The organism is Paraburkholderia aspalathi, from assembly GCF_900116445.1.
GTDB lineage: Bacteria > Pseudomonadota > Gammaproteobacteria > Burkholderiales > Burkholderiaceae > Paraburkholderia > Paraburkholderia aspalathi.
The window spans coordinates 119,190-144,074 of the sequence record NZ_FPBH01000010.1 but is presented as its reverse complement, the minus strand read 5'-3'; the positions used below and the strand labels follow the sequence as shown (position 1 = coordinate 144,074).

24 protein-coding genes are annotated in these 24,885 nt (G+C 62.9%); 7 read left to right on the top strand and 17 right to left on the bottom strand.

The window, feature by feature from the left end; translation table 11 throughout:
- Positions 1-3 precede the first annotated feature (3 nt).
- From BM438_RS17505 to BM438_RS17470, 8 genes are all read right to left on the bottom strand, one after another.
- Entirely contained in the window at positions 4-1,200 is a 1,197-nt protein-coding gene (locus BM438_RS17505; RefSeq protein ID WP_093635587.1) for a 5-(carboxyamino)imidazole ribonucleotide synthase, read from the bottom strand.
- 99 nt (positions 1,201-1,299) lie between these two features.
- Positions 1,300-1,818, bottom strand: a complete 519-nt coding sequence (gene purE, locus BM438_RS17500; protein ID WP_029968172.1) for a 5-(carboxyamino)imidazole ribonucleotide mutase — start codon at positions 1,816-1,818, stop codon at positions 1,300-1,302.
- Between the two features lie 52 nt (positions 1,819-1,870).
- Complete coding sequence (locus BM438_RS17495) at positions 1,871-2,761, bottom strand: phosphoribosylaminoimidazolesuccinocarboxamide synthase (protein WP_028196245.1); 891 nt, start codon at positions 2,759-2,761, stop codon at positions 1,871-1,873.
- 132 nt (positions 2,762-2,893) lie between these two features.
- The gene (fba, locus tag BM438_RS17490; RefSeq protein ID WP_054034414.1) at positions 2,894-3,958 is read right to left on the bottom strand and encodes a class II fructose-bisphosphate aldolase; all 1,065 of its coding nucleotides are present in this window, start codon (positions 3,956-3,958) and stop codon (positions 2,894-2,896) included.
- Between the two features lie 272 nt (positions 3,959-4,230).
- Complete coding sequence (pyk, locus tag BM438_RS17485; protein ID WP_093635756.1) at positions 4,231-5,667, bottom strand: pyruvate kinase; 1,437 nt, start codon at positions 5,665-5,667, stop codon at positions 4,231-4,233.
- 427 nt (positions 5,668-6,094) lie between these two features.
- Positions 6,095-7,288 carry a phosphoglycerate kinase gene (locus tag BM438_RS17480; RefSeq protein WP_093635585.1) on the bottom strand — a complete coding sequence of 398 codons (1,194 nt, stop codon included), beginning with the start codon at positions 7,286-7,288 and terminating at the stop codon, positions 6,095-6,097.
- A 272-nt stretch (positions 7,289-7,560) separates the two neighbouring features.
- The gene (locus BM438_RS17475) at positions 7,561-7,884 is read right to left on the bottom strand and encodes an AzlD domain-containing protein (RefSeq protein WP_054034418.1); all 324 of its coding nucleotides are present in this window, start codon (positions 7,882-7,884) and stop codon (positions 7,561-7,563) included.
- A complete protein-coding gene (locus BM438_RS17470) occupies positions 7,881-8,627 on the bottom strand; it encodes an AzlC family ABC transporter permease (RefSeq protein WP_054034673.1) in 747 nt (248 codons plus the stop codon). The genes BM438_RS17475 and BM438_RS17470 overlap by 4 nt, the downstream gene beginning before the upstream one ends.
- Positions 8,628-8,817: 190 nt before the next feature.
- Between BM438_RS17470 and BM438_RS17465 the strand changes: the two genes are divergently transcribed.
- The 6 genes from BM438_RS17465 to BM438_RS17440 all read left to right on the top strand — a co-directional run bounded on the left by BM438_RS17465 (position 8,818) and on the right by BM438_RS17440 (position 13,610).
- On the top strand, positions 8,818-9,741 hold the full coding sequence (locus BM438_RS17465; RefSeq protein ID WP_093635583.1) for a branched-chain amino acid transaminase: 924 nt from the start codon (positions 8,818-8,820) through the stop codon (positions 9,739-9,741).
- A 77-nt stretch (positions 9,742-9,818) separates the two neighbouring features.
- On the top strand, positions 9,819-10,013 hold the full coding sequence (locus tag BM438_RS17460) for a zinc-finger domain-containing protein (RefSeq protein ID WP_054034422.1): 195 nt from the start codon (positions 9,819-9,821) through the stop codon (positions 10,011-10,013).
- A gap of 152 nt (positions 10,014-10,165) precedes the next feature.
- The gene (gene waaF, locus BM438_RS17455; RefSeq protein WP_093635581.1) at positions 10,166-11,191 is read left to right on the top strand and encodes a lipopolysaccharide heptosyltransferase II; all 1,026 of its coding nucleotides are present in this window, start codon (positions 10,166-10,168) and stop codon (positions 11,189-11,191) included.
- Positions 11,192-11,368: 177 nt separating this feature from the next.
- A complete protein-coding gene (locus BM438_RS17450) occupies positions 11,369-11,815 on the top strand; it encodes a nuclear transport factor 2 family protein (protein WP_054034426.1) in 447 nt (148 codons plus the stop codon).
- A 69-nt stretch (positions 11,816-11,884) separates the two neighbouring features.
- Positions 11,885-13,027 carry a hydrolase gene (locus BM438_RS17445; protein WP_093635579.1) on the top strand — a complete coding sequence of 381 codons (1,143 nt, stop codon included), beginning with the start codon at positions 11,885-11,887 and terminating at the stop codon, positions 13,025-13,027.
- Positions 13,020-13,610, top strand: a complete 591-nt coding sequence (locus tag BM438_RS17440; protein WP_093635577.1) for a DUF2946 family protein — start codon at positions 13,020-13,022, stop codon at positions 13,608-13,610. The genes BM438_RS17445 and BM438_RS17440 overlap by 8 nt, the downstream gene beginning before the upstream one ends.
- Here the strand turns inward: BM438_RS17440 and BM438_RS17435 are convergent.
- Positions 13,607-15,340 (bottom strand): M48 family metalloprotease, encoded by a 1,734-nt coding sequence (locus BM438_RS17435; RefSeq protein ID WP_093635575.1) that lies wholly within the window; start codon positions 15,338-15,340, stop codon positions 13,607-13,609. The two genes, BM438_RS17440 and BM438_RS17435, sit on opposite strands and share 4 nt — an antisense overlap.
- Before the next feature lie 134 nt (positions 15,341-15,474).
- On the opposite strand from BM438_RS17435, the gene moaC reads away from it, so the two are divergent.
- The gene (gene moaC, locus BM438_RS17430) at positions 15,475-15,951 is read left to right on the top strand and encodes a cyclic pyranopterin monophosphate synthase MoaC (RefSeq protein WP_093635573.1); all 477 of its coding nucleotides are present in this window, start codon (positions 15,475-15,477) and stop codon (positions 15,949-15,951) included.
- Between the two features lie 59 nt (positions 15,952-16,010).
- On the opposite strand, the gene BM438_RS17425 is transcribed toward moaC, so the two are convergent.
- From BM438_RS17425 to recA, 8 genes are all read right to left on the bottom strand, one after another.
- Positions 16,011-17,795: a PglL family O-oligosaccharyltransferase gene (locus BM438_RS17425; protein WP_093635571.1), complete on the bottom strand. Its 1,785-nt coding sequence runs from the start codon at positions 17,793-17,795 to the stop codon at positions 16,011-16,013.
- Positions 17,796-17,932: 137 nt separating this feature from the next.
- Positions 17,933-18,568 (bottom strand): pilin, encoded by a 636-nt coding sequence (locus tag BM438_RS17420; protein ID WP_093635569.1) that lies wholly within the window; start codon positions 18,566-18,568, stop codon positions 17,933-17,935.
- Between the two features lie 147 nt (positions 18,569-18,715).
- On the bottom strand, positions 18,716-19,420 hold the full coding sequence (locus tag BM438_RS17415) for a TerC family protein (RefSeq protein WP_093635567.1): 705 nt from the start codon (positions 19,418-19,420) through the stop codon (positions 18,716-18,718).
- A 145-nt stretch (positions 19,421-19,565) separates the two neighbouring features.
- Positions 19,566-20,447 carry a succinate--CoA ligase subunit alpha gene (sucD, locus tag BM438_RS17410; RefSeq protein WP_030101039.1) on the bottom strand — a complete coding sequence of 294 codons (882 nt, stop codon included), beginning with the start codon at positions 20,445-20,447 and terminating at the stop codon, positions 19,566-19,568.
- 127 nt (positions 20,448-20,574) lie between these two features.
- Entirely contained in the window at positions 20,575-21,744 is a 1,170-nt protein-coding gene (gene sucC, locus BM438_RS17405) for an ADP-forming succinate--CoA ligase subunit beta (protein ID WP_054034438.1), read from the bottom strand.
- Positions 21,741-22,490, bottom strand: a complete 750-nt coding sequence (locus tag BM438_RS17400) for a DUF2889 domain-containing protein (protein WP_093635565.1) — start codon at positions 22,488-22,490, stop codon at positions 21,741-21,743. The genes sucC and BM438_RS17400 overlap by 4 nt, the downstream gene beginning before the upstream one ends.
- Positions 22,491-22,675: 185 nt before the next feature.
- Positions 22,676-23,605 carry a recombination regulator RecX gene (gene recX, locus BM438_RS17395; protein ID WP_425270739.1) on the bottom strand — a complete coding sequence of 310 codons (930 nt, stop codon included), beginning with the start codon at positions 23,603-23,605 and terminating at the stop codon, positions 22,676-22,678.
- A 7-nt stretch (positions 23,606-23,612) separates the two neighbouring features.
- On the bottom strand, positions 23,613-24,689 hold the full coding sequence (recA, locus tag BM438_RS17390; RefSeq protein WP_054034441.1) for a recombinase RecA: 1,077 nt from the start codon (positions 24,687-24,689) through the stop codon (positions 23,613-23,615).
- Positions 24,690-24,885 lie beyond the last annotated feature (196 nt).

Sequence of the window (24,885 nt, the reverse complement as noted above, 5' to 3'; positions counted from 1 at the left end):
GCGTCAGCCCGTGATGATATGCAGGAGCCGCGCGCAATCGCGCGCCGACGTGCGGGCTTCTTCAAGTGTCGCGGCCGTGAAGTTCACGTGACCCATCTTGCGGCCGCAACGTGCTTCTTCCTTGCCGTACAGATGCAAACGCGCCGCCGGCATCGCGGCGACTTCGTGCCACGGCGGCGTGACCGCCGCGCCCTTCGGGCCGCCTGGGAACCAGACGTCGCCGAGGATGTTCAGCATCACCGCCGGCGAATGCTGACGCGTGTCGCCGAGCGGCATGCCGGTCATGGCGCGGACCTGCTGTTCGAACTGGCTGGTCGCGCAGGCGTCGACGGTGTAATGGCCGGAGTTATGCGGACGCGGCGCCATTTCGTTGGCGACCAGCGACCCGTCTTCGAGAATGAAGAACTCGACGCACAGCACACCGACATAGCCGAGCTTGTCCGCGATTTGCAGCGCAGCCTGCTGTGCTTGCTGGACCAGCGTCGGGCTTGCATCCGGCGCAGGCACGATGGTGTGCGACAGCACGCCGTCGCGATGCGTATTCTGCGCCAGCGGATATACCACCGACGCGCCGCTCGCCGCGCGCGCGATCAGCGCGGACACTTCGAACTTCAGCGGCAAGCGCTTTTCGAGCACACACGGAACCCCTGCGAGCGACGCATGCGCCTCGCGCACTTCCTCGGCGTTGCGCACACGGATTTGACCTTTGCCGTCGTAGCCCATGCGTGCAGTCTTCAGAATGCCGGGCAGCACGGCTTCGAGCTTCGCGTTGTCGAGCGCGGCCAGCGCGTCCGACGATTCGATCACCACGTGCGGCGCCACGGTCACGCCTGACGACGCGATAAAACGCTTCTCGGCGATCCGGTCCTGCGCCACGGCGACGCAACGGCCGGCCGGGCTCACGAAGGTGGTTTTCGCCATGAAATCGAGGCTCGCCGCCGGCACATTCTCGAATTCGGTCGACACCGCCGCGCACAGCCGCGCGAGTTCGGTGAGCGACGCTTCGTCGTCGTAAGCCGCACGGATATGGCGGTCGGCAACCGTGCCCGCAGGACTGGTTTCGTCCGGGTCGAGCACGGCAACGCGATAGCCCATTGCCTGAGCGGCAAAACAGAACATGCGGCCGAGCTGGCCGCCACCGACCATGCCAAGCCATGCGCCGGGCAGAATCGGTGAAACCGGTGTGTTGTCTGGGTTCATCTTAGTGGTCGGTCGCGGCCGGGTGCTGCGTTCATGCAATAGCAGCACCCGGCCGGGGGTCAGACAGGGGGGACGTCTAAAAGCAATCAGCCTTGGCGCTTACAGCGCCGGCAGCACCATTGCGTGGGCCGCTTCGTTCTGACGCACGCGGAACGCAGCCAGCTTTTCCGCATATTCGGCGCTCGTGCCGCTCAGAATCGACACCGCGAACAACGCCGCATTCGCCGCGCCCGCTTCGCCGATTGCAAACGTGGCGACCGGCACGCCTTTGGGCATCTGCACGATCGAATGCAACGAATCGACGCCCTTCAGATACTTGCTCGCCACCGGCACGCCGAGCACCGGCACCGTCGTCTTGGCGGCCAGCATGCCCGGCAGATGCGCCGCGCCGCCCGCACCTGCGATGATCGCGCGAATACCGCGCTCACGCGCGCTCTCGGCATACGCAAACATCTCGTCGGGCATGCGGTGCGCGGACACGACCTTGGCCTCATACGGCACGCCGAATTCTTGCAGAATCGCGACGGCGTTCTTCATCACTTCCCAGTCGGAACTGGAACCCATCAGCACGCCGACAACCGGCGCGCCATGCGTATGGGCAGTTTGTGCTTCACTCATGGTACGGCTTCCTTGTTTCTTGAGCACTGCAGATATAGCCAGGTAAGCGTACTTAAGCGAGCTTGTGTCCGGTCAGGCGTTCGAGCGCTTCCTGATACTTCTCGCCCGTTTTCGTGACCACATCGTCCGGCAGCTTCGGTGCGGGCGGCTCTTTCTTCCACGGCTGGGTTTCGAGCCAGTCGCGCACGAACTGCTTGTCGAACGACGGCGGGTTGGTGCCGACCTGGTACTGATCAGCCGGCCAGAAACGCGACGAGTCGGCGGTCAGCGCCTCGTCCATCAGATACAGCTGGCCGTGGTTATCCAGACCGAATTCGAACTTCGTATCCGCGATGATGATGCCGCGCGTTGCAGCATAGTCAGCGGCTTCCTTGTACAGCTTGATCGAGATGTCGCGGATCGTGGCCGACAGTTCGGTGCCGATGCGGCGTTCCATCTCGTTGTACGTAATGTTCTCGTCGTGGTGGCCCATTTCGGCCTTGGCTGCCGGCGTGAAAATCGGCTCGGGCAGTTTTTGTGCGTTTTGCAGGCCCGGCGGCAGTTCCACACCGCACACCGAACCGGTTGCCTGGTAGTCTTTCCAGCCGCTGCCGGCCAGATAGCCGCGCACCACCGCTTCAACGAGGATCGGCTCGAGACGCTTCACCACCACGGCGCGGCCCTTCACCTGCTCGACTTCGTCAGCCGCCACCACGGATTCGGGCGCCACGCCCGTGAGGTGATTCGGCACCACATGCTTGAGTTTCTCGAACCAGAAGTTCGCCATTTCGTTGAGCACGCGGCCCTTATTCGGAATCGGCTCGCCCATGATGACGTCGAACGCCGACAGACGGTCGGTCGTGACAATCAGCAACTGGTCGTTGCCCACCGCATAGTTGTCGCGGACTTTACCGCGGCCGAGCAGCGGCAGCGAGTGGAGCGTGGATTCGTAAAGGGTAGACATCGTCGTGGTTCGCTAAAAGTGGGGCAAAAAGTATGACCGGAACAAAAGGGAAACGCCGTTCCCCGGATGATGCGGGAACGGCGATCGGACGACAACCTGGCCAATCGGCCAGATGTAGAGCCTGCTTATAGCTTAGCGGACGACTTGCGCGAGCTCGCCCGATTTGTACTTCTCCGCGATTTTATCAAGCGAAACCGGCTTGATCTTGCCAGCCTGGCCTTCGCAGCCAAATTGCGTGAAACGCTCGAGACAGATCTTCATCGCGGCTTCACGCGCAGGCTTCAGGTAGTCGCGCGGATCGAACTTGCCCGGATTGGTCGCCATGTAGCGGCGGATCGCACCGGTGATCGCCAGACGCAGGTCGGTGTCGATATTGACCTTGCGCACGCCGTTCTTGATACCTTCCTGAATTTCCTCGACCGGCACGCCGTAGGTTTCCTTCATGTCGCCGCCAAATTCGCGGATTTCCGCGAGCAGTTCCTGCGGCACCGACGACGAACCGTGCATCACCAGGTGCGTGTTCGGAATGCGCTGGTGAATTTCCTTGATGCGCTGGATCGACAGGATGTCGCCCGTGGGCTTCTTGCTGAACTTGTACGCGCCGTGCGACGTACCGATCGCGATTGCCAGCGCGTCGCATTGCGTCAGCTTGACGAAGTCGGCAGCCTGCTCCGGATCGGTCAGCAGTTGCTCGCGGGTCATCGTGCCTTCCGCGCCGTGGCCGTCTTCCTTGTCGCCCTTCATGGTTTCCAGCGAACCGAGCACGCCCAGTTCCGCTTCCACCGTGATGCCGATCGAATGCGCCGCTTCAACCACCTTGCGCGACACTTCGACATTGTATTCGTACGAAGCGACCGTCTTGCCGTCGGCTTCGAGCGAACCGTCCATCATCACGCTGGTGAAACCGCTGCGGATCGCCGCCATACAGACCGCCGGCGACTGGCCGTGATCCTGGTGCATCACGACCGGAATATGCGGATACGACTCGACCGCGGCTTCGATCAGGTGGCGCAGGAACGGCTCGCCCGCGTACTTACGCGCGCCGGCCGACGCCTGCATGATGACCGGGGCGTTGACCTTGTCCGCTGCGAACATGATCGCCTGCACCTGCTCCAGGTTGTTCACGTTGAATGCCGGAATGCCATAACCGTTTTCGGCGGCATGGTCCAGCAGTTGACGCATTGATACGAGAGGCATGCTTAACTCCTTAGATTGAAATGAATTCTGTGCCGTCGGCATCTTTTTGGGCGATTTTATCGCGGAGCAAGCTGCATACCCGTTCACACATTCCCTAAAGCGCGTCACCTGCGGACCTTTACCGCACGCGCGATTGGAGTCTGTGCGCCGCCTCTCGCGGGGCATGACAGCCTGCTTCGCTCAATCAAGCCTGTGCCGATCGAGCAGTCTGCTGTGTAGGGCAGAAGTAAGTGCTTTAGCAGTTACTTCCGCTATACACACAGTGCGTCAAATCAATACGGTTCACCAACGCGCACGATCTTCAGCGTATTCGTACCGCCTGCCTGACCCATCGGCTCGCCGACGGTCAGCACCACCATGTCGCCGCGCGATGCGTAGCCCTTGCCGACCACTGTTTCCAGCGCCTGCTGCAACGCGGTGTCGCGGTCGGTGCTGGTGTCCAGATGCAGCGACGTAACGTTGCGGTAGATCGCCATCGCCCGTTCGCTGCCGACGCGCGGCGTGAGCGCGAAAATCGGCACGTGCGTCCAGTGACGCGACATCCACAGCGCGGTCGAACCCGATTCGGTCAACGCGACAATCGCCTTCGCGCCCAGGTGGAACGCCGTGAACAGCGCACCCATGGCGATGGACTGGTCGATTCGCGTAAACGTGCGGTCGAGGAAATCCTTATCCAGCTCCGACTGCTCCGACTTTTCAGCTTCGAGGCAGATCGCCGCCATCGTCTCGATGGTCTGCACCGGGTACTTGCCCGCTGCGGATTCAGCCGACAACATCACCGCGTCCGTGCCGTCCAGCACCGCGTTGGCGACGTCCGACACTTCGGCGCGGGTCGGCACCGGCGCGTAGATCATCGATTCCATCATCTGGGTCGCGGTGATCACGAACTTGTTCGATTCGCGGGCCATACGAATCATGCGCTTTTGCAGCGCAGGAACTGCGGCATTGCCCACTTCCACGGCCAAGTCGCCGCGCGCAACCATGATGCCGTCCGATGCGTCGAGGATGCCTTGCAGCGCCGGAATCGCTTCCGCCCGCTCGATCTTCGCGATCATCTTCGGCTTGATGCCATAGGGTGCACCCGCGATGTTCGCGAGCTGGCGGGCCATTTCCATGTCGGTGGCGTTCTTGGGGAACGATACCGCGACGAAATCCACACCGATCGACATCGCCGTGCGGATGTCTTCCATGTCCTTGGCCGTCAGGGCCGGCGCCGTCAGTCCGCCGCCCTGGCGGTTGATGCCCTTGTTGTTCGACAGATCGCCGCCGATCTTCACGGTGGTGTGGATCTCGCTGCCGAGCACGCGCACGACGTCGAGCACGATCAGGCCGTCGTTGAGCAACAGCACGTCGCCCGGTTTCAGGTCGCGCGGCAGGTCTTTGTAGTCGAGGCCGACGCGATCGTCGTTGCCAAGTTCGCACTCGGCGTCGAGGATGAACGGGCTGCCGGCAACCAGCGTGGTCTTGCCGTTTTCGAATTTGCCGACCCGAATCTTCGGGCCTTGCAGGTCAGCCATGATGGCAACTTCACGGCCGGCCTGGCGGGCCGCCTCGCGCACGAAATCGGCGCGCTGGCGGTGGTCGTCGGCCGTGCCGTGCGAGAAATTGAGCCGCACCACGTCGGCGCCTGCCTGAATCATTTGCAGCAGGATTTCCGGCGTACTGGAAGCCGGTCCGATGGTAGCGACAATCTTGGTGGCGCGATGCATGAGTCTCCTCGTCTGGGTGGGATCGCTGGAATGAGCGCTGCGAGTCGGATGCGGAGGCTGCGCACCGAAGGGTGCTGCTGGGGGCTGCGCGCCGGTTGAAACCAGCGTCGCTTTATGGGGTGAAGCGGTGTTCGATACCGGCACGGGGCGCGCCGGTGAAGGGGCGAGCGTCGTCTCGTCGTCCGGGAGTTCTGCGGGCGAGTGGGCGGCTTGTCCGGTGGACAATTCCGCTGCCTCGCCGGCAGTGGTCAACTCCGCGAGCGCGAGGGACAACTCGGATTCCTGCTGCTGCGGGGCGGCGGCTTCAGCCACGGCCGCTGTGGCGGCGGAGCGCGCTTCGCGCTCCCCTGCCGTTGCTGCTGCGGTGTTGCGCGGCTTGCCGCCGCGCGCTTTTGCAGACTTCGCTGAGGGGGAGCGCGTCACCACGTTAAGCCCGCGATTCCAGAACTGCGACAGCGGGGAGTGTCTTGCCCTCGAGGAACTCGAGGAAGGCGCCGCCGCCCGTCGAGATGTAGCTGACCTTGTCGTGGATGCCGTACTTGGCAATCGCCGCGAGCGTATCGCCGCCGCCTGCAATCGAGAACGCCGACGATTTGGCGATCGCGTCAGCCAGCGTCTTCGTACCGTTGCCGAACTGATCAAATTCGAACACGCCGACCGGACCGTTCCACACGATCGTGCCGGCTTTTTCCAGTTGTGCGGCGAGCACCTTGGCGGTTTCCGGTCCGATGTCGAGGATCATGTCGTCGTCTTGCACGTCGGCGACGGCCTTGACTTCAGCCTTGGCGGTCGGAGAAAACTCTTTCGCCGTGACCACGTCGGTCGGGATCGGCACCGAGGCGCCGCGGGCTTTCGCTGCGTCGATGATTGTCTTGGCTTCGGCGACCAGATCGGCTTCGGCAAGCGACTTGCCGATCTTGAGGCCCGCCGCCAGCATGAACGTATTGGCGATGCCGCCGCCCACAATCAACTGATCGACCTTGTCGGCCAGCGACTTCAGAATGGTCAGCTTGGTGGACACCTTCGAGCCGGCGACGATCGCCACCAGCGGACGCTTCGGCGCGCCCAGCGCCTTACCGAGCGCTTCGAGCTCGGCGGCCAGCAGCGGGCCGGCGCAAGCGATCGGCGCGTATTTGGCGATGCCGTGCGTGGTGGCTTCGGCGCGGTGCGCAGTGCCGAATGCGTCATTCACGTAGACGTCGCAGAGCTTCGCCATTTTCTGCGCGAGCTCGTCGGAATCCTTCTTTTCGCCCTTGTTGACGCGGCAGTTTTCCAGCAGCACGAGCTGGCCCGGCGCGACGTTCACGCCGTTTTCGACCCAGTTGGCGACCAGCGGCACGTCACGGCCAAGCAGCTCGGCGAGGCGCTTCGCGACCGGCGCGAGCGAATCTTCCGGCTTGAACTCGCCTTCGGTCGGGCGGCCCAGGTGCGACGTGACCATCACGGCGGCGCCTGCGTCCAGCGCGGCCTTGATCGCCGGCACGGAGGCGCGGATGCGGGTGTCTTCGGTGATGTTGCCTTGATCGTCCTGCGGCACGTTCAGATCGGCGCGGATGAACACGCGCTTGCCGGACAGCTTGCCTTCGGCGATCAGATCGGAGAGACGCAATACCTTGTTCATGGGCGTGTATGTGCGAGTTGATGGGAAGGCGGTGGCGGACGACGCGCTGGACCTTAAGCGCGGCAAACTCCAGCGCTTCGGCACGGCAGCGGCTCCACTGAGTCGGGCGCCGGCGGCAAAGCCGCGGCTGTCGCGCCATGCAGCGGCGCGCTTATCCCGGAAACACCCATTTTAACTTATCCACACGGCCTTCTGACCCGCAACCAGGCGAATGTCCCGTATTTGAAGAATGCGCCGCGCATGTCGCAGTGCAGCATTTTCGTTCCAATCAATTACATGAAGAGGCGCAAGAGCGTGAACACGGCCATTCCCACCACAATCGTGCCGAGCATGGTGCGGCGCCACATAAACCACGCCAGACCGGATAGCGTCGCGTAAAACTCGTGGTTCGAGGGCGCGAACGAGAGCCCCTCCGGCGTCGCCAGCACATCGGGCAGCACGACGGCGGCAAGCGCCGCGGCCGGCGCATAGCGCAGCATCCGCTGGACGCGCGCCGGCAAAACCGTGCGCTCGCCGCCGATTAGAAACATCGCGCGTGTCACCGCGGTGACGAAGGTCATGCCGATAATGGACAGCCAGATCTGTAAGGACGTCATTGGGAATCTCCGGCGCTGTTGCGGATGCGGCGCAAGTCGGCGCGCTCGACCATTAGATCGGCCGCGCTGCCCGCGATAATCGCCGCAATCACCGCGAGCGGCAGCGCAAGCCGGTACGGCAGGTCGAAAGCGAGCAGCGACACCAGCCCGGCGATGCTGACCGCGACCAGCGTGGAGCGCGTGGCGATCGCCGACACCATGATGGGCAGCAACGCCAGCGTGCCTGCCAGCGCGAGGCCCCAGTTATCCGGAATCAGGCTCGCCAGCAGAATGCCGACGATCGACGAGACCTGCCACGACAACCAGCTGCACACCGCCATGCCCCAGAAGTACGCCTCTTTGCCCGGCACGTAACCGGTCTGGAAGCTCTTCTTCTGGAACAACAGATAGATCACGTCGCCGTTGAAGTAGCCGAGCACGATGCGGCGCCACATCGGCAGATAGGAAAAATGCGGTGCGAGACCGGCGCTGAAGATCACGAAACGCGTATTGACCATCGCGGCGGTGAGCAGCACGGTCCAGATCGGCAGCTTGGCGGCCAGCAACGGCAGCACGGCCAGTTGCGACGATCCGGCGTAGCAGAGCAGCGACATGGTGAGCGCCTGCGGCAGCGTGAGCACGGACTTGCTCATGGCGATGCCGGTGACGAGACCCCAGGAGAAGATCGCCATCAGCGTGGGCGAATAGTCGCGCGCGCCCTGACGAAAGGAACGGCGATCGGTATCTGACAAGCGAGCGAGCATGGGGCGAAACGCGGGCGCCAGGCGGCGGCGCAACGAAGGGAGGTCGGCGCCAGGTCGTCAAGCACCCGCTGGCGCATCCGGATGAATTATGCGTGCGCCGAATTATAGCGCCCGGCATGCGGCCAAATGCCCGTTCCTTGTGCAAAAGACGCTAAAATAACGCTCTTTCACCGCACCGCTGGAGAATCGCATGTCAATGGCCGATCGCGACGGCAAGATCTGGATGGATGGCAAGCTCATCGACTGGCGCGATGCCAAGATCCACGTGCTGACGCACACGTTGCATTACGGCATGGGCGTTTTCGAAGGCGTACGCGCCTACAAGACGGCTGACGGCGGCACGGCGATTTTTCGCCTCCAGGAACATACCAAGCGTCTCCTGAATTCGGCCAAGATCTTCCAGATGGACGTGCCGTTCGGTCACGAAACGCTGGCCGCGGCGCAGTACGAAGTGGTCCGTGAAAACAAACTCGAATCCTGCTACCTGCGCCCGATCATCTGGGTCGGCTCGGAAAAGCTCGGCGTGTCGGCCAAGGGCAACACGATCCACGTGGCGATCGCCGCCTGGCCGTGGGGCGCTTACCTCGGCGAAGACGGTATCGCCAAGGGCATCCGCGTGAAGACCTCGTCGTTTACGCGCCATCACGTGAACGTGTCGATGGTCCGTGCCAAGGCCTCGGGCTGGTACGTGAACTCGATCCTCGCCAACCAGGAAGCGATTGCCGACGGTTACGACGAAGCGCTGCTGCTGGACGTGGACGGCTACGTGTCGGAAGGCTCCGGCGAGAACTTCTTCCTCGTGAACAACGGCAAGCTGTACACGCCGGATTTGTCGTCGTGCCTCGACGGCATCACGCGCGACACGATCATCACGCTGGCGCGCGACGCGGGCATCCAGGTGATCGAAAAGCGCATCACGCGTGACGAGGTCTATACCTGCGACGAAGCGTTCTTCACCGGCACCGCCGCGGAAGTCACGCCGATCCGCGAACTCGACAACCGCACGATCGGCTCGGGCGCACGCGGTCCGATCACCGAGAAGCTGCAATCCGGCTTCTTCGATATCGTGAACGGCAAGAGCGACAAGTACGCGCACTGGCTCACCAAAATCTAACGCACGCTGTGCCGGCCCAAGGCCCTTGGCCTTTACCGGCGCAACGCACGCACCCTGCATACAACGAGAAACTCCTCATGAGCGAAATCAAAGAAATGCCGCTGGTCGAATTGACCGCAAAAGATCTGCCGGCGTACTGCCCGAATCCGGCCATGCCGCGCTGGAGCGCGCACCCGCGCGTCTTTATCGACGTCACGCACGGCGAAGCGAAATGCCCGTACTGCAGCACGCGTTACAAGCTGCGCGACGGCGAAGTGGTCAAGGGTCACTGAACGCAAGCGCTTCGCAGTAAGGCCGCAGCCGCGGCGGGACCGGTCATGCCGGATCCGCGCCGCAAGGCTCGCGGCTTTTCCCTTTTTACCCAATCGAACGCCACGCGCATGGTTCGCGCGGCGCTTCGTTTCGACACCGGACACCCACTCTGATGCGTCGCGCGTTGGTTATCGCACCGAACTGGATCGGTGACGCATTGATGGCGCAGCCGCTGTTTGCGCGCCTCGTGAAATTGCATCCGCGCATCGTGATCGACGCGGTCGCGCCCTCGTGGGTCGCGCCCGTGCTCGAACGCATGCCCGAGATTCGCGACGTCTACGCAACCGACCTCGCGCACGGCAAGCTGCAGATGCTGCGCCGCTGGCAGCTGGCGAGCGACTTGCGCGATGTCGGCTACGACGCGGCCTACGTGCTGCCGAATTCGCTCAAGTCGGCGCTGATCCCGTGGATGGCGGGCATTCCGCTGCGCATCGGCTACACCGGCGAGAGCCGCTACGGCCTGCTGAACGTGCGTCACTCGAATCCGCGCAAAGACGAGCGCCCGCCGATGGTCGGTCATTACGCCGCCCTTGCCTACGCGCAAGGCGCCAAGGTCCCCGACGACCTGCCGATGCCGCGGCTCGACGCGGATCTGAACGAAGCGTCGCGGGTCTCGGCGCGCTTCAATCTGGATACGCGCGTGCCGCTGCTGGTGTTCTGCCCGGGTGCCGAGTACGGTCCGGCCAAGCGCTGGCCGCCCGAGCATTTCGCCGCGCTCGCGCAGATCGTCGGCCAGTCGTTCCCCTACACGCAGATCATCGCGCTCGGCTCGCCGAAAGACGCGCCGCTTGCCCAGGCCATCGCCGAGAAGGCGCCGAACGTGCGCAACCTGTGCGGCCAGACCGCGCTGAGCGAAGCTTGCGCGCTGATCTCGCGGGCCAACGCGGTCGTCACCAACGATTCCGGCCTGATGCACGTGGCCGCCGCGCTGCGCCGGCCGCTGGTGGCCGTGTACGGTTCGACCGATCCGCGCCACACGCCGCCCTTGTCCGAGCTCGCGAAGGTACAATGGCTTCATCTCGAATGCAGCCCCTGTTTTCAGCGCGAGTGTCCGCTCGGGCATCTGAACTGCCTGAAGCAGTTGAGTGCCGAGCAGGTGTTCGGCGATTTGCGCGGCATGTTGCTTGCGCAACGTTGAACCTGGCTGATTCGGCTGATACTTGCACGCAACACCGCACGCCTTGAGCGCGTCGCGTCATGTTCGCGCCTTGCGGCGCGGGCATCCTCGCGCTTAGGAGCGATTGTCCGGTGCTCCGGACTGTCCCGCTGACCGCTGCCCCGCAACCGCGCGCCGCGCACAAGAGACTGACGAGCCATGCCACGTTTTGCCCATATCTTCGAAGCCGCCGCCGATACGCTGAACGCCTATTACCAGGCCATCGCCGAGGTGAATATCGACAGCTTGATGGGCCTGTGGATCGATGAGGAATTCGTCAGCTGCATCTGCGCCGACGGCTCCCATCTGCACGGCCTCGACAGCATTCGCGCCGGCCTGCAAATCCAGCTTGAAACCGCGCCCGTTTCGATTGAACCACTCGATATTCGCGTCTACGACAGTCTCGGCACCGTCGTCTACGCCATCGCCGAAGCACACCGCCCAGCCGATCCTAAGGCGGCGCCCGCGATGGTGTTCACCACATACGTGATGGTCCACGAACGCGGCGAATGGAAAATTGCGCATATTCACGCGAGTCCGATGCCGAACGAAGCCGCCAGTCAGTTCGCGACCAAGATGCGGCATGGCCAAGGGTCGTTGCACTGACGCCTGACGTGCGCATTTCGCTCGTTCGGCCTGTTTCGCCGGTTCTACCTTTTTTGCTTTGACGCTGGCATGAGCACGCCCCGCAGGAAGTCACCCGTCCAGAACGAATCCCCGATAGGGGATTGGGAGACGGCGCACGATCAATCCGCCTCTACCGGCGCAGCACGCGCCGCGGCGGCGGCTGTCGAGGCCACCGTCGAACTGCTCTACCGCGCGCCGCTCTGGCTGCCGAACCGGCATGTGCAGACCATCGTCCCGGCGCTGTTTGCGCGCCGCCCGGCCATCGCGTTCCGGCGCGAACGCTGGGACACGCCGGATGGCGATTTCATCGATCTCGATTGGGTCGTGCATGACGGCAAGCCTGCCTCAGCGCTCACCCCTGCCACGCCCGCCAGAATTCCCGCAGACGACGCTCCGTTGTTCGTGCTGTTTCACGGCCTCGAAGGCAGTTCCACGTCGCACTACGCCACCACGTTGATGGCGGCCGCGCGCGAGTACGGCTGGCACGGCGTGGTGCCGCACTTTCGCAGTTGCAGCGGACCGCTGAACCGGTTGCCGCGCTTCTATCATCTCGCCGACAGCAACGAAGTCGACTGGATCCTGCGGCGTTTGCGCGCCACGCATCGCGGGCCGATCGTGGCGGCGGGCGTGTCGCTCGGCGGCAATGTGCTGCTGCGCTGGCTCGGCGAGCGGCGCGAAGATGCGTCGCCGGTGCTCTCGGCCGCTGCGGCAATTTCGACGCCGATCGACGTGCACGCCGGCGGCCGCGCGTTGTCGCAGGGCTTCGGCATGATCTACACGCGCAGTTTCCTGAAGACGCTGAAGCAGAAAGCCGAGCAGAAGCTGACGCAGTTTCCGGGGCTGTTCGACCGCGACGCGATGCTGGCGAGCCGCACGATGTACGACTTCGACAACGTGGTGACGGCGCCGCTGCACGGCTTTCGTGACACCAACGATTACTGGAGCCGCGCGACCACGCGGCCGTTGCTGTCCGGAATCACCGTGCCGACTCTGGTGCTGAACGCGCGCAACGACCCGTTCCTGCCGGCTGAAGCGTTACCGGCAAAGCATGAGGTGTCGGCGTCGGTGGAACTCGATCAACCCGAACATGGCGGCCACGCGGGCTTTATGACTGGGCCGTTCCCGGGCCGCATCGACTGGTTGTCGCAGCGCGTGCTCGGTTATCTGGAGCAGTACGTCGATCATGGATGACATCGTCAAACAGGCCTTGGCCAAATGGCCGAACGTGCCGAGTTGCACGGGATGGTTGATGTTGGACCGGCGCGGCAACTGGCGCATGCGGGATGAAGCCGCTCAGGCCAGCGGTACGCCAGGTACGGCGATCCGGCATGAAGCGTTGCTCGGATTTATCAACCGGAATTACGACGCCGACGAGCGCGGGCAGTGGTTTTTCCAGAACGGCCCGCAGCGCGTGTATATCGAGTTGGGCTACACGCCGTGGGTGGTGAGGTTGTCAGCCGATGCCGCTGGCGTGCTTTCCTTGACGGACCAGGCCGGCGGGGCTTTCGAGCCTGCGGCCGTGTTTGTCGACGACGAAGGCGGGATTCTGTTCGTCGACGGCTCGACGCCGCCGAGAGTCGCGGTTTTGCACGATCACGACCTCGAGGTTTTTTCCGACCACGCGGCGTTGGGCGATGACTCGATGAGCGGCGCGTTTCACTGGAACAATGGGCTTGTGTTGCCCTTGCAGGGCGTGCAGCGAAGTGAGGTTGCCGGGCGGTTCGGATTTGTCGAAAGTCCGGCGGCTCAGATAGCGCAAGCCAGCAACCCCTAACTCTTCTCATCAAGCCGCTCCTCTTTATAGCGGCTCTCCATTTCATGTAAGCGGGCGTCGACGGTCGCGAGATCGTAGTAGCCGATCGTCTTCAGATCCCGAGCTTCCTTCAATTGCCGGATGGCCGACGGCCACGCCCCCTCGAGCGCGAATTTTTCGGCGAGCGCCCGATGCTGCGTCAACGCATCGCCGCTGCCCGCGCTTGCCTGCGCGAGATACATCCACCAGGCAGGCTGATCGGGTTGCACACGCGTTTCCTTCAGGGCCAAAGACTGCGCGTCGGCGAATCGCTTCAAGGTCAGCAAGGTCTGGATATGCATGTCGATTGCGGCGTTCGACTGCGGCCAGCGCTTCTGCGCAAACTCGGCGAGACGTGCCGCCTCGTCATTACGCCCGGCGCGGCGCGCGATGTCGGCCGCCAGCACGTCGAGGCTCGGCGAACTGCGCATGGGCTCGCCTTCGCCACGTTCGCCCGCGACAAATGCTGCCCGCGACGAAGCCAGCGACGCCGACGCGTCGTCGTAACGCTCGAGCAGCATCTGCCCGTAGGCAATCCCGTACCAGTTCGCAGCGACGTTCACCGCGGTGCGGTCCTCGATTTCGGAGCGCAGGCGCGAAATCTCATCCGCGTATTCGCTGCGCGAGCGGTCCTGCAGCAAGCGCGCCCGTGCCCGCACGAAGCCGTATTCGGAGGTCTGATGCGGTTGCCGGTAAGGCGCGCGGCGTGCACGGTCTTCCATGTCGGCGATCCGTTCGCCAGTCAGCGGGTGGGTGCGCGCGTAAGCCGGTATGCCGGTGTCGCTCATCGCCGCACGATCGAGGCGCCCAAAAAACGTCGTCATCGCGTAGGGATCGTAGCCGGCGCCGGCCAGCAGCAGAAAGCCGACGCGGTCCGCTTCATGCTCGGCGGAGCGCGAGAAACGCAACTGGTTGTCGACCGCATAGGCCTGGCCGCCGATCGCAATCGCGCTGCCAAGATCGCCGCTGTGCGCGAGCACGCCCGCCAGAATGCCGAACAACAGGCCGGCGAGCGCAGCATAGCCGCTGCGCTCGCCGGTGGTGATCATCCGCGAAATGTGCCGCTGCAAGACGTGCCCCATCTCGTGGCCGAGCACGGAGGCGAGTTCGGACTCGGTTTGCGTCGCGACGATCAAACCGGTGTTCACGCCGATAAAACCGCCCGGCAGCGAGAAGGCGTTGATTTGCGTGTCGCGGACCGCGAACAGCTCGAAGTCCGGACGATAGCCGCCGATGTAGAGCGCATTCGCCGCCGCGGAGAGTTTCGCGGCGACCGAGTTCAGATAGTCGCGCACAAGCCAGTCGTCGAGATAGTCGGGGTCGCGACGCAACTCGCGCATCACGCGTTCGCCGAGCTTGCGCTCGGCTTGCGGCGTCAGCGAGCCGGAGCCGCCGTTGCCGAGGTCAGGCAATTGCTGGGTGACGATCGGGGTGCGCCAGTTCGTGGTCGCGCCTGAGTTGCCGGAGAAGCGGCTCTGCGCGCCGCCATAGACGCCGAACACGCCTTGGGCGATGTCCGGTGGCACGATGGGGTCGGCGAAAGTTTCGACCGGGCCGCTCTCCAACGGCGGTTCCGCGGACTGCATGTTGAGCGCGAGGGTCGTGCCCGTGTTGGTGTTCGCATTCGCTGCGCCGCGCGATTGCGGGTACGCGCCCGGCGGCGCCGCGAGCGCGACAGACAACAACGCAGCAAGAAACCGTTTCGAGCGCATCGCGAGGTCGATATGACGAAGTCGAAAAGCGGCGCCCGCCGCTCGGACTAAGATAGCGGGCATACGGTGATTGTAATCATCTCGACCCGTCCAATCACGCTGCTATGATAGGCGCCCTCTGAAGGAGCCCAACCATGCCTGAACTCACTCATTTCGACGCGGCCGGCCAGGCGCATATGGTGGACGTCGGCAGCAAGCAGGAGACCAAGCGCATCGCGATTGCGCGCGGCTCGATTCGCATGCTGCCTGAGACGTTCGCGCTGATCCGCGACGGCAACGCCAAGAAAGGCGACGTGATCGGGATCGCACGCATCGCGGCGATTCAAGGCTCAAAGCGCACCGCCGATCTGATCCCGCTATGTCACCCGCTCGCGCTGACCCGCGTGAAAGTGGACTTCGAGCTCGATGAAACGTTGCCCGGCGTGCATTGCACGGTGCAAGTGGAAACACTGGGACGCACGGGTGTAGAGATGGAAGCGCTGACCGCCGTGCAGGTCGGACTGCTGACGGTGTACGACATGTGCAAGGCGGTGGATCGCGGCATGACGATCACCGATGTGAAAGTGCTGGAAAAGCACGGCGGGAAATCGGGGGATTGGGTGGCGGGTTGATGACGGGCAACGTCATCGCCCCGCTTTACTGCTACTAAGCTACAGAACGACAGCGCGGCTCAATCGTCTTCGCTGTCGTCGTCCTGATTGACGTCGCCCGCCGGCATGCCATAGCGCTTGACCAGTTCCGCCTTGAAGCCGGTCAGCGTCTTCTGTTCGTCGCACAGCTCATACACGTAGGCCAACTGCGACGGCCAGTCCTTCAACTCCTGGGCAAAAATCTTCAGACGCTCGACGGTATCGAACGCCCCCGCCGTATCGCCGCTCAATGCCTGCAGCACCGCATACCGGCGCAGCACAGTCTCGCCCGGCAGCAGCGCGATCGCCTGCTTGTGCATATCGAGCTTGTGTTGCAGGTTCATCGAATTCATCGGCTCCAACGTCGCAAGGCCATACTCGCCCCACGCCTGAAACAGGAACGACGGATCAGCACGATACTGCTCGGCGGGCCGCGAACCGTAATACAGCACCTCGGCGCGCGTGTAGTCGCGATACACCGGATACAGCGCGGCGATCCCGCCGAACACGATCACGGCAAACGCGCCGAACGACAGGCGGCCAGGCACGAGCCGCAGCGACCGCGTCTCGAGCAAACCGAACACGAACATCGCCGGCAGCAGGAAGAACATGTACTGCTGTGGATATTCGACCAGCGCATGCATGACCAGCACGCCGATCAGCGCGACGCCGAACACACGCGCGGCGCTCTGCGGCGCGCGGACCACGCGAATCAGCCACGTAATCAGGCCGAACAGAACGATCGCAAGACCGATCAAACCCGTCTTCGCGAGCAGGTCGATGAAAATGTCGTGCGAGTTATTGGCGATCTCGACGCCGCCCAGCGACTTCACATACTCGAACTGGTAGCTCGGAAACTCGCCCCAGCCGACGCCCAGCAGCGGATGCGCCTTGAACATCGTCCAGCCGTACTTCCACAGCGCGAGGCGCGGGGCGATCTGGCCGGCGTCCTTGAAACGCTCGGCCGCCGACTGCCCAAGCTCCAGGTGATAGTGCACATTGGCCCAGCGGATCAAGGCATTGATGACGAAGAACAGCACCGCCAAGCCGATCGGGATCAGCCATTCGCGATTGCTGCGGCGGAGCTGCGGCTGGTTACGCATCTGCGCGAAGGCCATCCATAAACCCGCCACCACGATCACGCCCATCTGCAACCAGGGGCCGCGCGACACGGTCAGTGCAAGCCCAATGGCAAAAATCGTCGACACGAGCAGCCAGATGCTGACCGCAATGCGGCGCGTCTGCACGAGGAACAGCGCACCGGCCATCGCGAATGCGATATAGGTGGCAAGGTGGTTCGCCTGCGCCATATTGCCGAACGGCCGGCGCTCGACGGTCACGTTGTAGGCGACGACCAGCGGCGACACACGCACCTCGAGGTGAAACAGCTGGATCACCTGGCAAAACACCGCAAACAGACCACCGACGATGAGTGCCCCGGCTGCCCAGCGTAGTGCTGTCTCATTCAGTTTGGCACGTGTGAAACCGTAGCCCGCGTGCGTCGCCATGAATGCTGCGAGCAGGTAACCGCCGCCGAGCCAGTTCATCGACGGCTGCGAGACCGGCAACAGCACCGACTGCGCCACCAGCACCAATCCGAACAGCAACGGCACCAGCGCGACCATCGGCGACGCAAACGTCACGCGCGGCCTCGCCGTCCACACCAGCAGCACGACGCCCGCGCCGGTCAGCAGATGTAGCGCGAGCGCCGTGAATTCAGCGTAGAAGGTCGGAATCGGATACGTGTGGTTGGCGACTGCATAAGGCAGCACCAACGCAAGAGCCAACAGAATGAGAGACAGGTAGCGCGCAAATGGGGTGGGCATCGAGTAACCGGGAGGGCGTCAGCAACCGGCGCACTATACAAAAAAATTCTCCTGCTGTGCGCCGGCTGGGCTGAAATATCCCGAAAATCAGTGTTTTACGTTCGGATAACAACTCACCCGAACTTTCTCCCCATTGCTTACGCTCGGCACTCCGGCGGTGCAAGATTCGACGGCAAGGAAGGCGTGTCGGCTGGTGCGGGCCCGGCGCCTGGCGCAGGCAACGAGGAGGCTGTTTTGCCACCGGCGAAACATTCCCAGGTGACCGCCCCCGACTGCACCGCGCCCTTGCTCAAGGCGATTCGCGCAGTGGGTGCGTCGGCGTTGTCCGGCACCGATGGCACCAGGGTCAGCGTGTTCGACCCGGCAGGCGCGACGCGCGTCGTGAAGGCGACGGTGATCTGCCCGGTATCGTCGTCGACGTGAACGGATTCGACGTTGCGGGTGGCCGGCGGCGACGCATAACCACCGCCGAACGCATTGCCGCTGGCGGCGTTTTCGGACACTGCAAGCCGCGCGGAGGCAGCCAGCGAGAGACCCTCGCCAACGCGGCTGCGGGCCAGATAGTCCTGATACGCCGGAATCGCATAGGCCGCGATCACGCCGACGATTGCCAGCACGATCATCAGTTCGATCAGCGTAAAGCCGAAGCCTAAGCCGGAACCGAAGCGGCGGCAGGCACGAGCGAGCGGCACGGTCCAGCGCGCTCGTTCGAACGCGTTCCGGGACGAAGGCGTGGACTGGGAAAAAGGGGAATACGGCAAAGTAACGGTCATCGGCAGGCTCCTGAAACGAAAAACGCCTGCCCCTCGAGTCGGGGACAGGCGTTTCAATCGTAGCCAGCAGCGCGCATTCGACACAGTCAGCCAAATGGCTAACGTTGCGCCGAAGCAGCGGTGTTCAGGTCAGCTCGCCCAGCAGCGTCAAGCCGCCGCGCGACTCGCGTTGCGGCGCTTGAGCAGATACCCGAGGATCACGACGAACAGCGCACCGGCGATGCTCATGCCGTACTCGGCCAGCGGCGTATCGAGGATCGGCCAACGGTCGCCTGCCGGATCGTTGATGATCAGGCCACCAGCAATCCAGCCGAGAAGCGCGGCGCCGAGCGTGATGACGATCGGAAAACGGTCGAGCAGCTTCAACACCAGCTGACTGCCCCACACGATCAGCGGAATACTCACCACCAGCCCGAAAATCACCAGCGCAAGGCGATGCTCGGGGTCGGCCGCCTCGGCCGCGCCGGCAATCGCGATCACATTGTCGAGACTCATCACGGCATCCGCGATGATGATGGTCTTGATCGCCGACATCAGCTTGTCGGCCGGCTTGACGTTCTCGTGGGCATCATGCGCGGGCGCCATCAGACGCACGCCGATCCACAGCAGCAACAGGCCACCAGCGAATTTCAGCAACGGCACGTCGAGCAGCGCCACGGCAAACGCAATCAGCGCGACGCGCAGCACGATGGCGCCGGCCGTGCCCCACAGCACGCCTTTCGTACGCTGCGCAGGCGGCAGGTTGCGGCAGGCAAGCGCGATCACGACGGCATTATCACCACCCAGCAGGATGTCGATGACGATGATCTGAATGACTGCGCCCCAATGGAGCGTGGCGAAGAACTCGAGCATGAGTGAAAGAATGAGAAGGAATCGGACGCGCGGGCAATAAAAAAGCGGAGGAGTCTAGACTCCCCCGCTTTTTAGAATCGCACGCTTACGAAAGGATCTCGTAAGCGTATCAAAAAATGCGCTGTACGAGCCGCAAATTTCGTTTTTACAGCATCGCCTTCAGAAGACGCGCCATTTCCGACGGGTTCTTCGTGACCTTGATACCGCATGCGTCCATGATTTCCAGCTTGGCTTCGGCCGTGTCCGCACCGCCCGAGATCAGCGCGCCGGCGTGGCCCATGCGCTTGCCCGGAGGCGCCGTAACACCAGCGATAAAGCCAACCACCGGCTTCTTCATGTTGTCCTTGATCCACTCAGCAGCATTCGCTTCGTCCGGACCACCGATCTCGCCGATCATGATGACGGCGTCCGTTTCCGGATCGTCGTTGAACATCTTCATCACGTCGATGTGCTTCAGACCGTTGATCGGGTCGCCGCCGATACCGACTGCCGACGATTGGCCAAGGCCGATTGCCGTCAATTGGCCAACTGCTTCATACGTCAGCGTGCCCGAACGCGACACGACGCCGATGCGGCCCTTGCGGTGGATGTGACCCGGCATGATGCCGATCTTCAGTTCGTCCGGCGTGATCGTGCCCGGGCAGTTCGGTCCGAGCAGCAGCGTCTTGCTGTTCTTTGCGCGCATGCGTGCCTTGAGCTCGATCATGTCACGGACAGGAATGCCTTCCGTGATACAGATTGCGAGATCCAGGTCGGCTTCGACGGCTTCCCAGATGGCAGCGGCAGCGCCTGCCGGCGGAACATAAATCACCGACACGGTCGCGCCCGTTTCAGCCTTGGCTTCAGCGACGCTCGCGTAGATAGGAATGCCTTCGAAATCTTCGCCGGCCTTCTTCGGGTTCACGCCTGCAACGTACGCTTCGCGGCCGTTTGCATATTCACGGCAAGCACGCGTATGGAACTGACCGGTCTTGCCGGTAATGCCCTGCGTGATGACCTTGGTGTCTTTGTTAATCAGAATCGACATGTATTGACCTCTGTTCGTTTGGCGTCATGCGGTGGCGCCGCGAAGCGGAATGTTCTCGCCCGCGTCGCTGTTGCGCCACTCGCGCCCCGCCATTCGTAATCCTGGTAAACGCGCTTGGGGGTTTGGCTTACGCCTTGCCCGCAGCAGCCGCGACGACCTTCTGAGCCGCTTCTTCCATGCTGTCAGCCGCGATGATCGGCAGACCGGATTCAGCGAGCATCTTCTTGCCGAGGTCTTCGTTCGTGCCCTTCATGCGGACGACGAGCGGCACCTTCAGCGACACGGCCTTCGACGCCGCGATCACGCCTTCCGCGATCACGTCGCAGCGCATGATGCCGCCGAAAATGTTGACCAGAATCGCGGTCAGGTTCGGGTTCTTCAGCATGATCTTGAACGCTTCCGTGACCTTCTCGGTCGTGGCGCCACCGCCCACGTCCAGGAAGTTCGCCGGTTCGCCGCCGAACAGCTTGATGGTGTCCATCGTTGCCATTGCGAGGCCAGCGCCGTTCACGAGGCAGCCGATGTTGCCGTCGAGCGAGATGTAGGCGAGGTCGAACTTCGACGCTTCGACTTCAGCCGGATCTTCTTCGTCCAGATCGCGATACGCGACGATTTCCGGATGACGGAACAGTGCGTTCGAATCGAAGTTGAATTTCGCGTCCAACGCGATGACCTTGCCGTCGCCGGTCAGGATCAGCGGGTTGATTTCGGCCAGCGATGCGTCAGTTTCCCAGAATGCCTTGTACAGGCCTTGCAGGATCGCGCGCGCTTGCGGCAGCGAAGCGGCGGGCACGCCGATCTTCGTTGCGAGCTCGTCGGCTTCGGCGTCTTTCAGACCGGTCGACGGATCGACGGCGATCTTGTGGATCAGCTCAGGCGTCTTTTCCGCGACTTCTTCGACGTCCATGCCGCCTTCGCTCGATGCCATCACGACGATCTTCTGCGAAACGCGATCGATCACGAGGCCGACATACAGTTCCTTCTTGATGTCAGCGCCTTCTTCGATCAGCAGGCGATTCACCTTCTGGCCTTCCGGACCGGTCTGGTGCGTGACGAGCTGCATGCCGAGGATCTGATTCGAGTATTCACGAACCTGTTCCAGCGACTTGGCGACTTTCACGCCGCCGCCCTTGCCACGGCCACCCGCGTGGATCTGAGCCTTCACGACCCATACCGGGCCGCCGAGCTCTTCCGCGGCCTTGACCGCATCATCCACCGAGAAGACCGGCTTGCCGCGCGGTACCGCGACGCCGAATTTCCGCAGGATTTCCTTACCCTGGTACTCGTGAATCTTCATGCGTGATTCCCTTCAGTCTGAGAGTTGGATTGAACTTCGTTTCCGCTGCCGTCGTTCATGCCGGACGCGTTGCCGCCCTCACCTGTCTGGCGGGCTGCCCCGTCGCCTGACGATGCCGCGCGATCCGCTGTATACGGAGCGCGGCCATACCAGCGCGGATAAAACTGTTGCACCGCCTCGCCGTCGAAACGCAGCGCGTGGCAGCGTCCCAACTGGAATGGCGGTTTGTTTTTGGAATGCTCGTCTGTGCTGTCTTTGCTTCTGGACTGCTCGGTCCCGGAACTCGCCGCTTCGCCCGGCGTGTCTTCATTGGTGTTCCACACGTCGCCGGCGAACGCCTGGATTGCGGCGGTCGGCAAAAGCGCGCACAACTCGGTGAGATGCGTGCAGCCGGCCGTGCCGGCCAGCAAACGGGCAGCATCGCGACGGAAGTTGTGGAACAGATTGAGCCCGATGAGGGCACGGTAGGCGGGATTGCTGGCCTGGCACAACCCTGGATAGGGCACCCAGTCGGACGACGCTTCGGCGTCGACGACGTTGAGCTTGCGATCGATGGTGATGCGAAGCCAGAGTTCATGGATCGGCTGACCATTGGGCCGGACGCCCGACGCAAGCACCACATCGCGCGGTTTTTCGTCGGTCAAGCACGCTTCCACATCCCACAGGCCATCGGCTCGCTCATAGGCTTCCGCTCTGATTGCGCGACGATGGCGCAACTGACGGGATACTGGCGGGGAGAGCGGCATGCGGGAAGGAAAGGCCGGATTGGAAAACCCACGAATTTTAGCATACTGGGTATTTGAGACAGGCCGGAATGCGCAGGGCCACCCAGCAGGCCGGAGAGCGCGGCAGACGCTATCTCAAAGTGGGAAGCGCACAGGTATGCGGCACGCGCTGTGCGCCAAACGGGATGACGCAGCTAGCCGCCGCATCACTCCTCGTCGAACCCTTTGAGAATTTTGCCAATCGTCGCGCCCGAGAAACCGCGCGATGCCAGAAAGCGCGCCTGCTTGGCCCGCTCGGCGGCAGTTTCGGGAAGCCGGTCGAATTTCTTGCGCCAAACGGCTTGGGCGCGCGCCAGTTCGGTTTCGCGCAGTTGCGCGCTGGCTTCTTCGACCAGTGTTTGGTCCACCGCATGCTGCTTCAATTCGCCGACGATCCGGCTCGCGCCCAGGCGCGACGAGCGCCGATGGATCAGGCTTTCAGCAAAACGCGAGTCGGACAGCCAGTTTTCGGCTTCCAGCGCATCGAGCAAGGTATCGAGCGAATCGGTTTCCTCGACGAATGGCTTCAGCTTGCGTGCCAGTTCGGAGCGGCTGTATTCACGCCGGGACAAATAGCCGAGCGCACGTCCTTTTAGCGAACGGGCCGGACGTTGGGATTTTTTTGCCTCGTCCTGTTCCGGCTTCGCCTCGCCAGGCGTGCGGCGCGAGCGGGTATAGGTGGTTTCGGACGGGTCCGCGTCAGCCTGCGCGGATGGATCAGATTGCGGCTGGCGACCTGCGGCGCGATCGTGCGCGTCGAATGATTCGAAGGGATCGGCTTCGCCGGCTGCGGCAAAGGGATCGGGATCTGATGTGTATGAGCGTCTGGGGGCAGCGTTGCCGGCAGGATCACGCGCCGAACGTGAAGTGGAACGCCCGAAAGAGCTTCCGGAAGATTTGCCGAACGATGAACCGGATGAACGACTGAACGAACTGCTGGATGAATTGCTAGACGACTTTCCCGACGACCGCCCAAACGACCGAGTGGATCGGGAAGTCGATGAAGAGGACGACGATTCGAACGAATCGTCCTCACCGTCACGCGGGCCGTCCGCGTTGTGTCCAGCGTTGGACGGCGGCCGGCCCTTGCGTATCACGTGCTGGTTACTCTTCTTCGCCCGCGACTTCAGCGGCCGCACCGGTCGCCACTTCCGCCATGGCATTCACGCCCAGCGATTCGCGGATGCGGTTTTCGATTTCACGAGCGATGTCCGGATTTTCGCGCAGGAATTCACGCGCGTTGTCCTTACCCTGACCGATACGTTCGCCGTTGTAGCTGTACCAGGCGCCGGCCTTGTCGACGATCTTGGCCTGCACGCCGAGGTCGATGACTTCGCCCTGACGGGAAATGCCCTCGCCATACAGAATGTCGAAAATCGCTTCGCGGAACGGCGGCGCAACCTTGTTCTTCACCACCTTCACGCGCGTTTCGTTACCGATCACTTCGTCGTTCTTCTTGATCGAACCGATCCGGCGAATGTCCAGACGCACCGACGCGTAAAACTTCAGCGCGTTACCACCCGTGGTGGTTTCCGGGTTGCCGAACATCACACCGATCTTCATACGGATCTGGTTGATGAAGATCACGAGGCAGTTGGTGCGCTTGATCGTACCGGTGAGCTTGCGCAGCGCTTGCGACATCAGACGCGCTTGCAGACCCGGCAGCGAGTCGCCCATTTCGCCTTCGATTTCGGCCTTCGGCACGAGTGCCGCGACCGAGTCGATCACGATCATGTCGATCGAGCCCGAGCGCACGAGTGCGTCAGCGATTTCGAGCGCCTGTTCACCGGTGTCCGGCTGCGAAACCAGCAGGTCGTTGACGTTCACGCCGAGCTTGCCCGCGTACTGGATATCCAGCGCGTGCTCCGCGTCGATAAACGCTGCCGTGCCGCCGAGCTTCTGCATTTCGGCGACGACTTGCAGCGTCAGCGTGGTTTTACCGGACGACTCCGGACCATAAATTTCGACCACCCGGCCACGCGGCAAACCGCCGACGCCCAGCGCGATATCGAGGCCGAGTGATCCCGTTGAGACCACCTGGATATCTTCGACCGCCTCACCTGCGCCGAGCCGCATGACCGACCCTTTGCCGAACTGCTTTTCGATCTGCGCAAGCGCGGCAGCGAGTGCCTTGCTCTTTTCAGCAGTCAGTCCAGCCGAGCCTTTCTTGCTTTCTTCCATGAATCGTCCTTTGCTATGATGAACGGCGTCTGAGGCAGATGTGCAGCCCAGTTTTCACGGACAGCACACGAAACTCAGACACTGTATAAAAAAACAGTAGTTTTGGCAAGCGCGATTCTCATGCGAACGCGCATTTTTACTGTCGCGCTGCCCAACTACCCACAATAATTTTCGGAGACCGCTGTGCGCCGGGGGG

Excerpts from the sequence above, each read along its gene's own strand:
- BM438_RS17505 (WP_093635587.1), bottom strand. The coding sequence starts at position 1,200 with ATGAACCCAGACAACACACCGGTTTCACCGATTCTGCCCGGCGCATGG.
- purE (WP_029968172.1), bottom strand. The coding sequence starts at position 1,818 with ATGAGTGAAGCACAAACTGCCCATACGCATGGCGCGCCGGTTGTCGGC.
- BM438_RS17495 (WP_028196245.1), bottom strand. The coding sequence starts at position 2,761 with ATGTCTACCCTTTACGAATCCACGCTCCACTCGCTGCCGCTGCTCGGC.
- fba (WP_054034414.1), bottom strand. The coding sequence starts at position 3,958 with ATGCCTCTCGTATCAATGCGTCAACTGCTGGACCATGCCGCCGAAAAC.
- pyk (WP_093635756.1), bottom strand. The coding sequence starts at position 5,667 with ATGCATCGCGCCACCAAGATTGTCGCTACCATCGGACCGGCTTCCAGT.
- BM438_RS17480 (WP_093635585.1), bottom strand. The coding sequence starts at position 7,288 with ATGAACAAGGTATTGCGTCTCTCCGATCTGATCGCCGAAGGCAAGCTG.
- BM438_RS17475 (WP_054034418.1), bottom strand. The coding sequence starts at position 7,884 with ATGACGTCCTTACAGATCTGGCTGTCCATTATCGGCATGACCTTCGTC.
- BM438_RS17470 (WP_054034673.1), bottom strand. The coding sequence starts at position 8,627 with ATGCTCGCTCGCTTGTCAGATACCGATCGCCGTTCCTTTCGTCAGGGC.
- BM438_RS17465 (WP_093635583.1), top strand. The coding sequence starts at position 8,818 with ATGTCAATGGCCGATCGCGACGGCAAGATCTGGATGGATGGCAAGCTC.
- BM438_RS17460 (WP_054034422.1), top strand. The coding sequence starts at position 9,819 with ATGAGCGAAATCAAAGAAATGCCGCTGGTCGAATTGACCGCAAAAGAT.
- waaF (WP_093635581.1), top strand. The coding sequence starts at position 10,166 with ATGCGTCGCGCGTTGGTTATCGCACCGAACTGGATCGGTGACGCATTG.
- BM438_RS17450 (WP_054034426.1), top strand. The coding sequence starts at position 11,369 with ATGCCACGTTTTGCCCATATCTTCGAAGCCGCCGCCGATACGCTGAAC.
- BM438_RS17445 (WP_093635579.1), top strand. The coding sequence starts at position 11,885 with ATGAGCACGCCCCGCAGGAAGTCACCCGTCCAGAACGAATCCCCGATA.
- BM438_RS17440 (WP_093635577.1), top strand. The coding sequence starts at position 13,020 with ATGGATGACATCGTCAAACAGGCCTTGGCCAAATGGCCGAACGTGCCG.
- BM438_RS17435 (WP_093635575.1), bottom strand. The coding sequence starts at position 15,340 with ATGCGCTCGAAACGGTTTCTTGCTGCGTTGTTGTCTGTCGCGCTCGCG.
- moaC (WP_093635573.1), top strand. The coding sequence starts at position 15,475 with ATGCCTGAACTCACTCATTTCGACGCGGCCGGCCAGGCGCATATGGTG.
- BM438_RS17425 (WP_093635571.1), bottom strand. The coding sequence starts at position 17,795 with ATGCCCACCCCATTTGCGCGCTACCTGTCTCTCATTCTGTTGGCTCTT.
- BM438_RS17420 (WP_093635569.1), bottom strand. The coding sequence starts at position 18,568 with ATGACCGTTACTTTGCCGTATTCCCCTTTTTCCCAGTCCACGCCTTCG.
- BM438_RS17415 (WP_093635567.1), bottom strand. The coding sequence starts at position 19,420 with ATGCTCGAGTTCTTCGCCACGCTCCATTGGGGCGCAGTCATTCAGATC.
- sucD (WP_030101039.1), bottom strand. The coding sequence starts at position 20,447 with ATGTCGATTCTGATTAACAAAGACACCAAGGTCATCACGCAGGGCATT.
- sucC (WP_054034438.1), bottom strand. The coding sequence starts at position 21,744 with ATGAAGATTCACGAGTACCAGGGTAAGGAAATCCTGCGGAAATTCGGC.
- BM438_RS17400 (WP_093635565.1), bottom strand. The coding sequence starts at position 22,490 with ATGCCGCTCTCCCCGCCAGTATCCCGTCAGTTGCGCCATCGTCGCGCA.
- recA (WP_054034441.1), bottom strand. The coding sequence starts at position 24,689 with ATGGAAGAAAGCAAGAAAGGCTCGGCTGGACTGACTGCTGAAAAGAGC.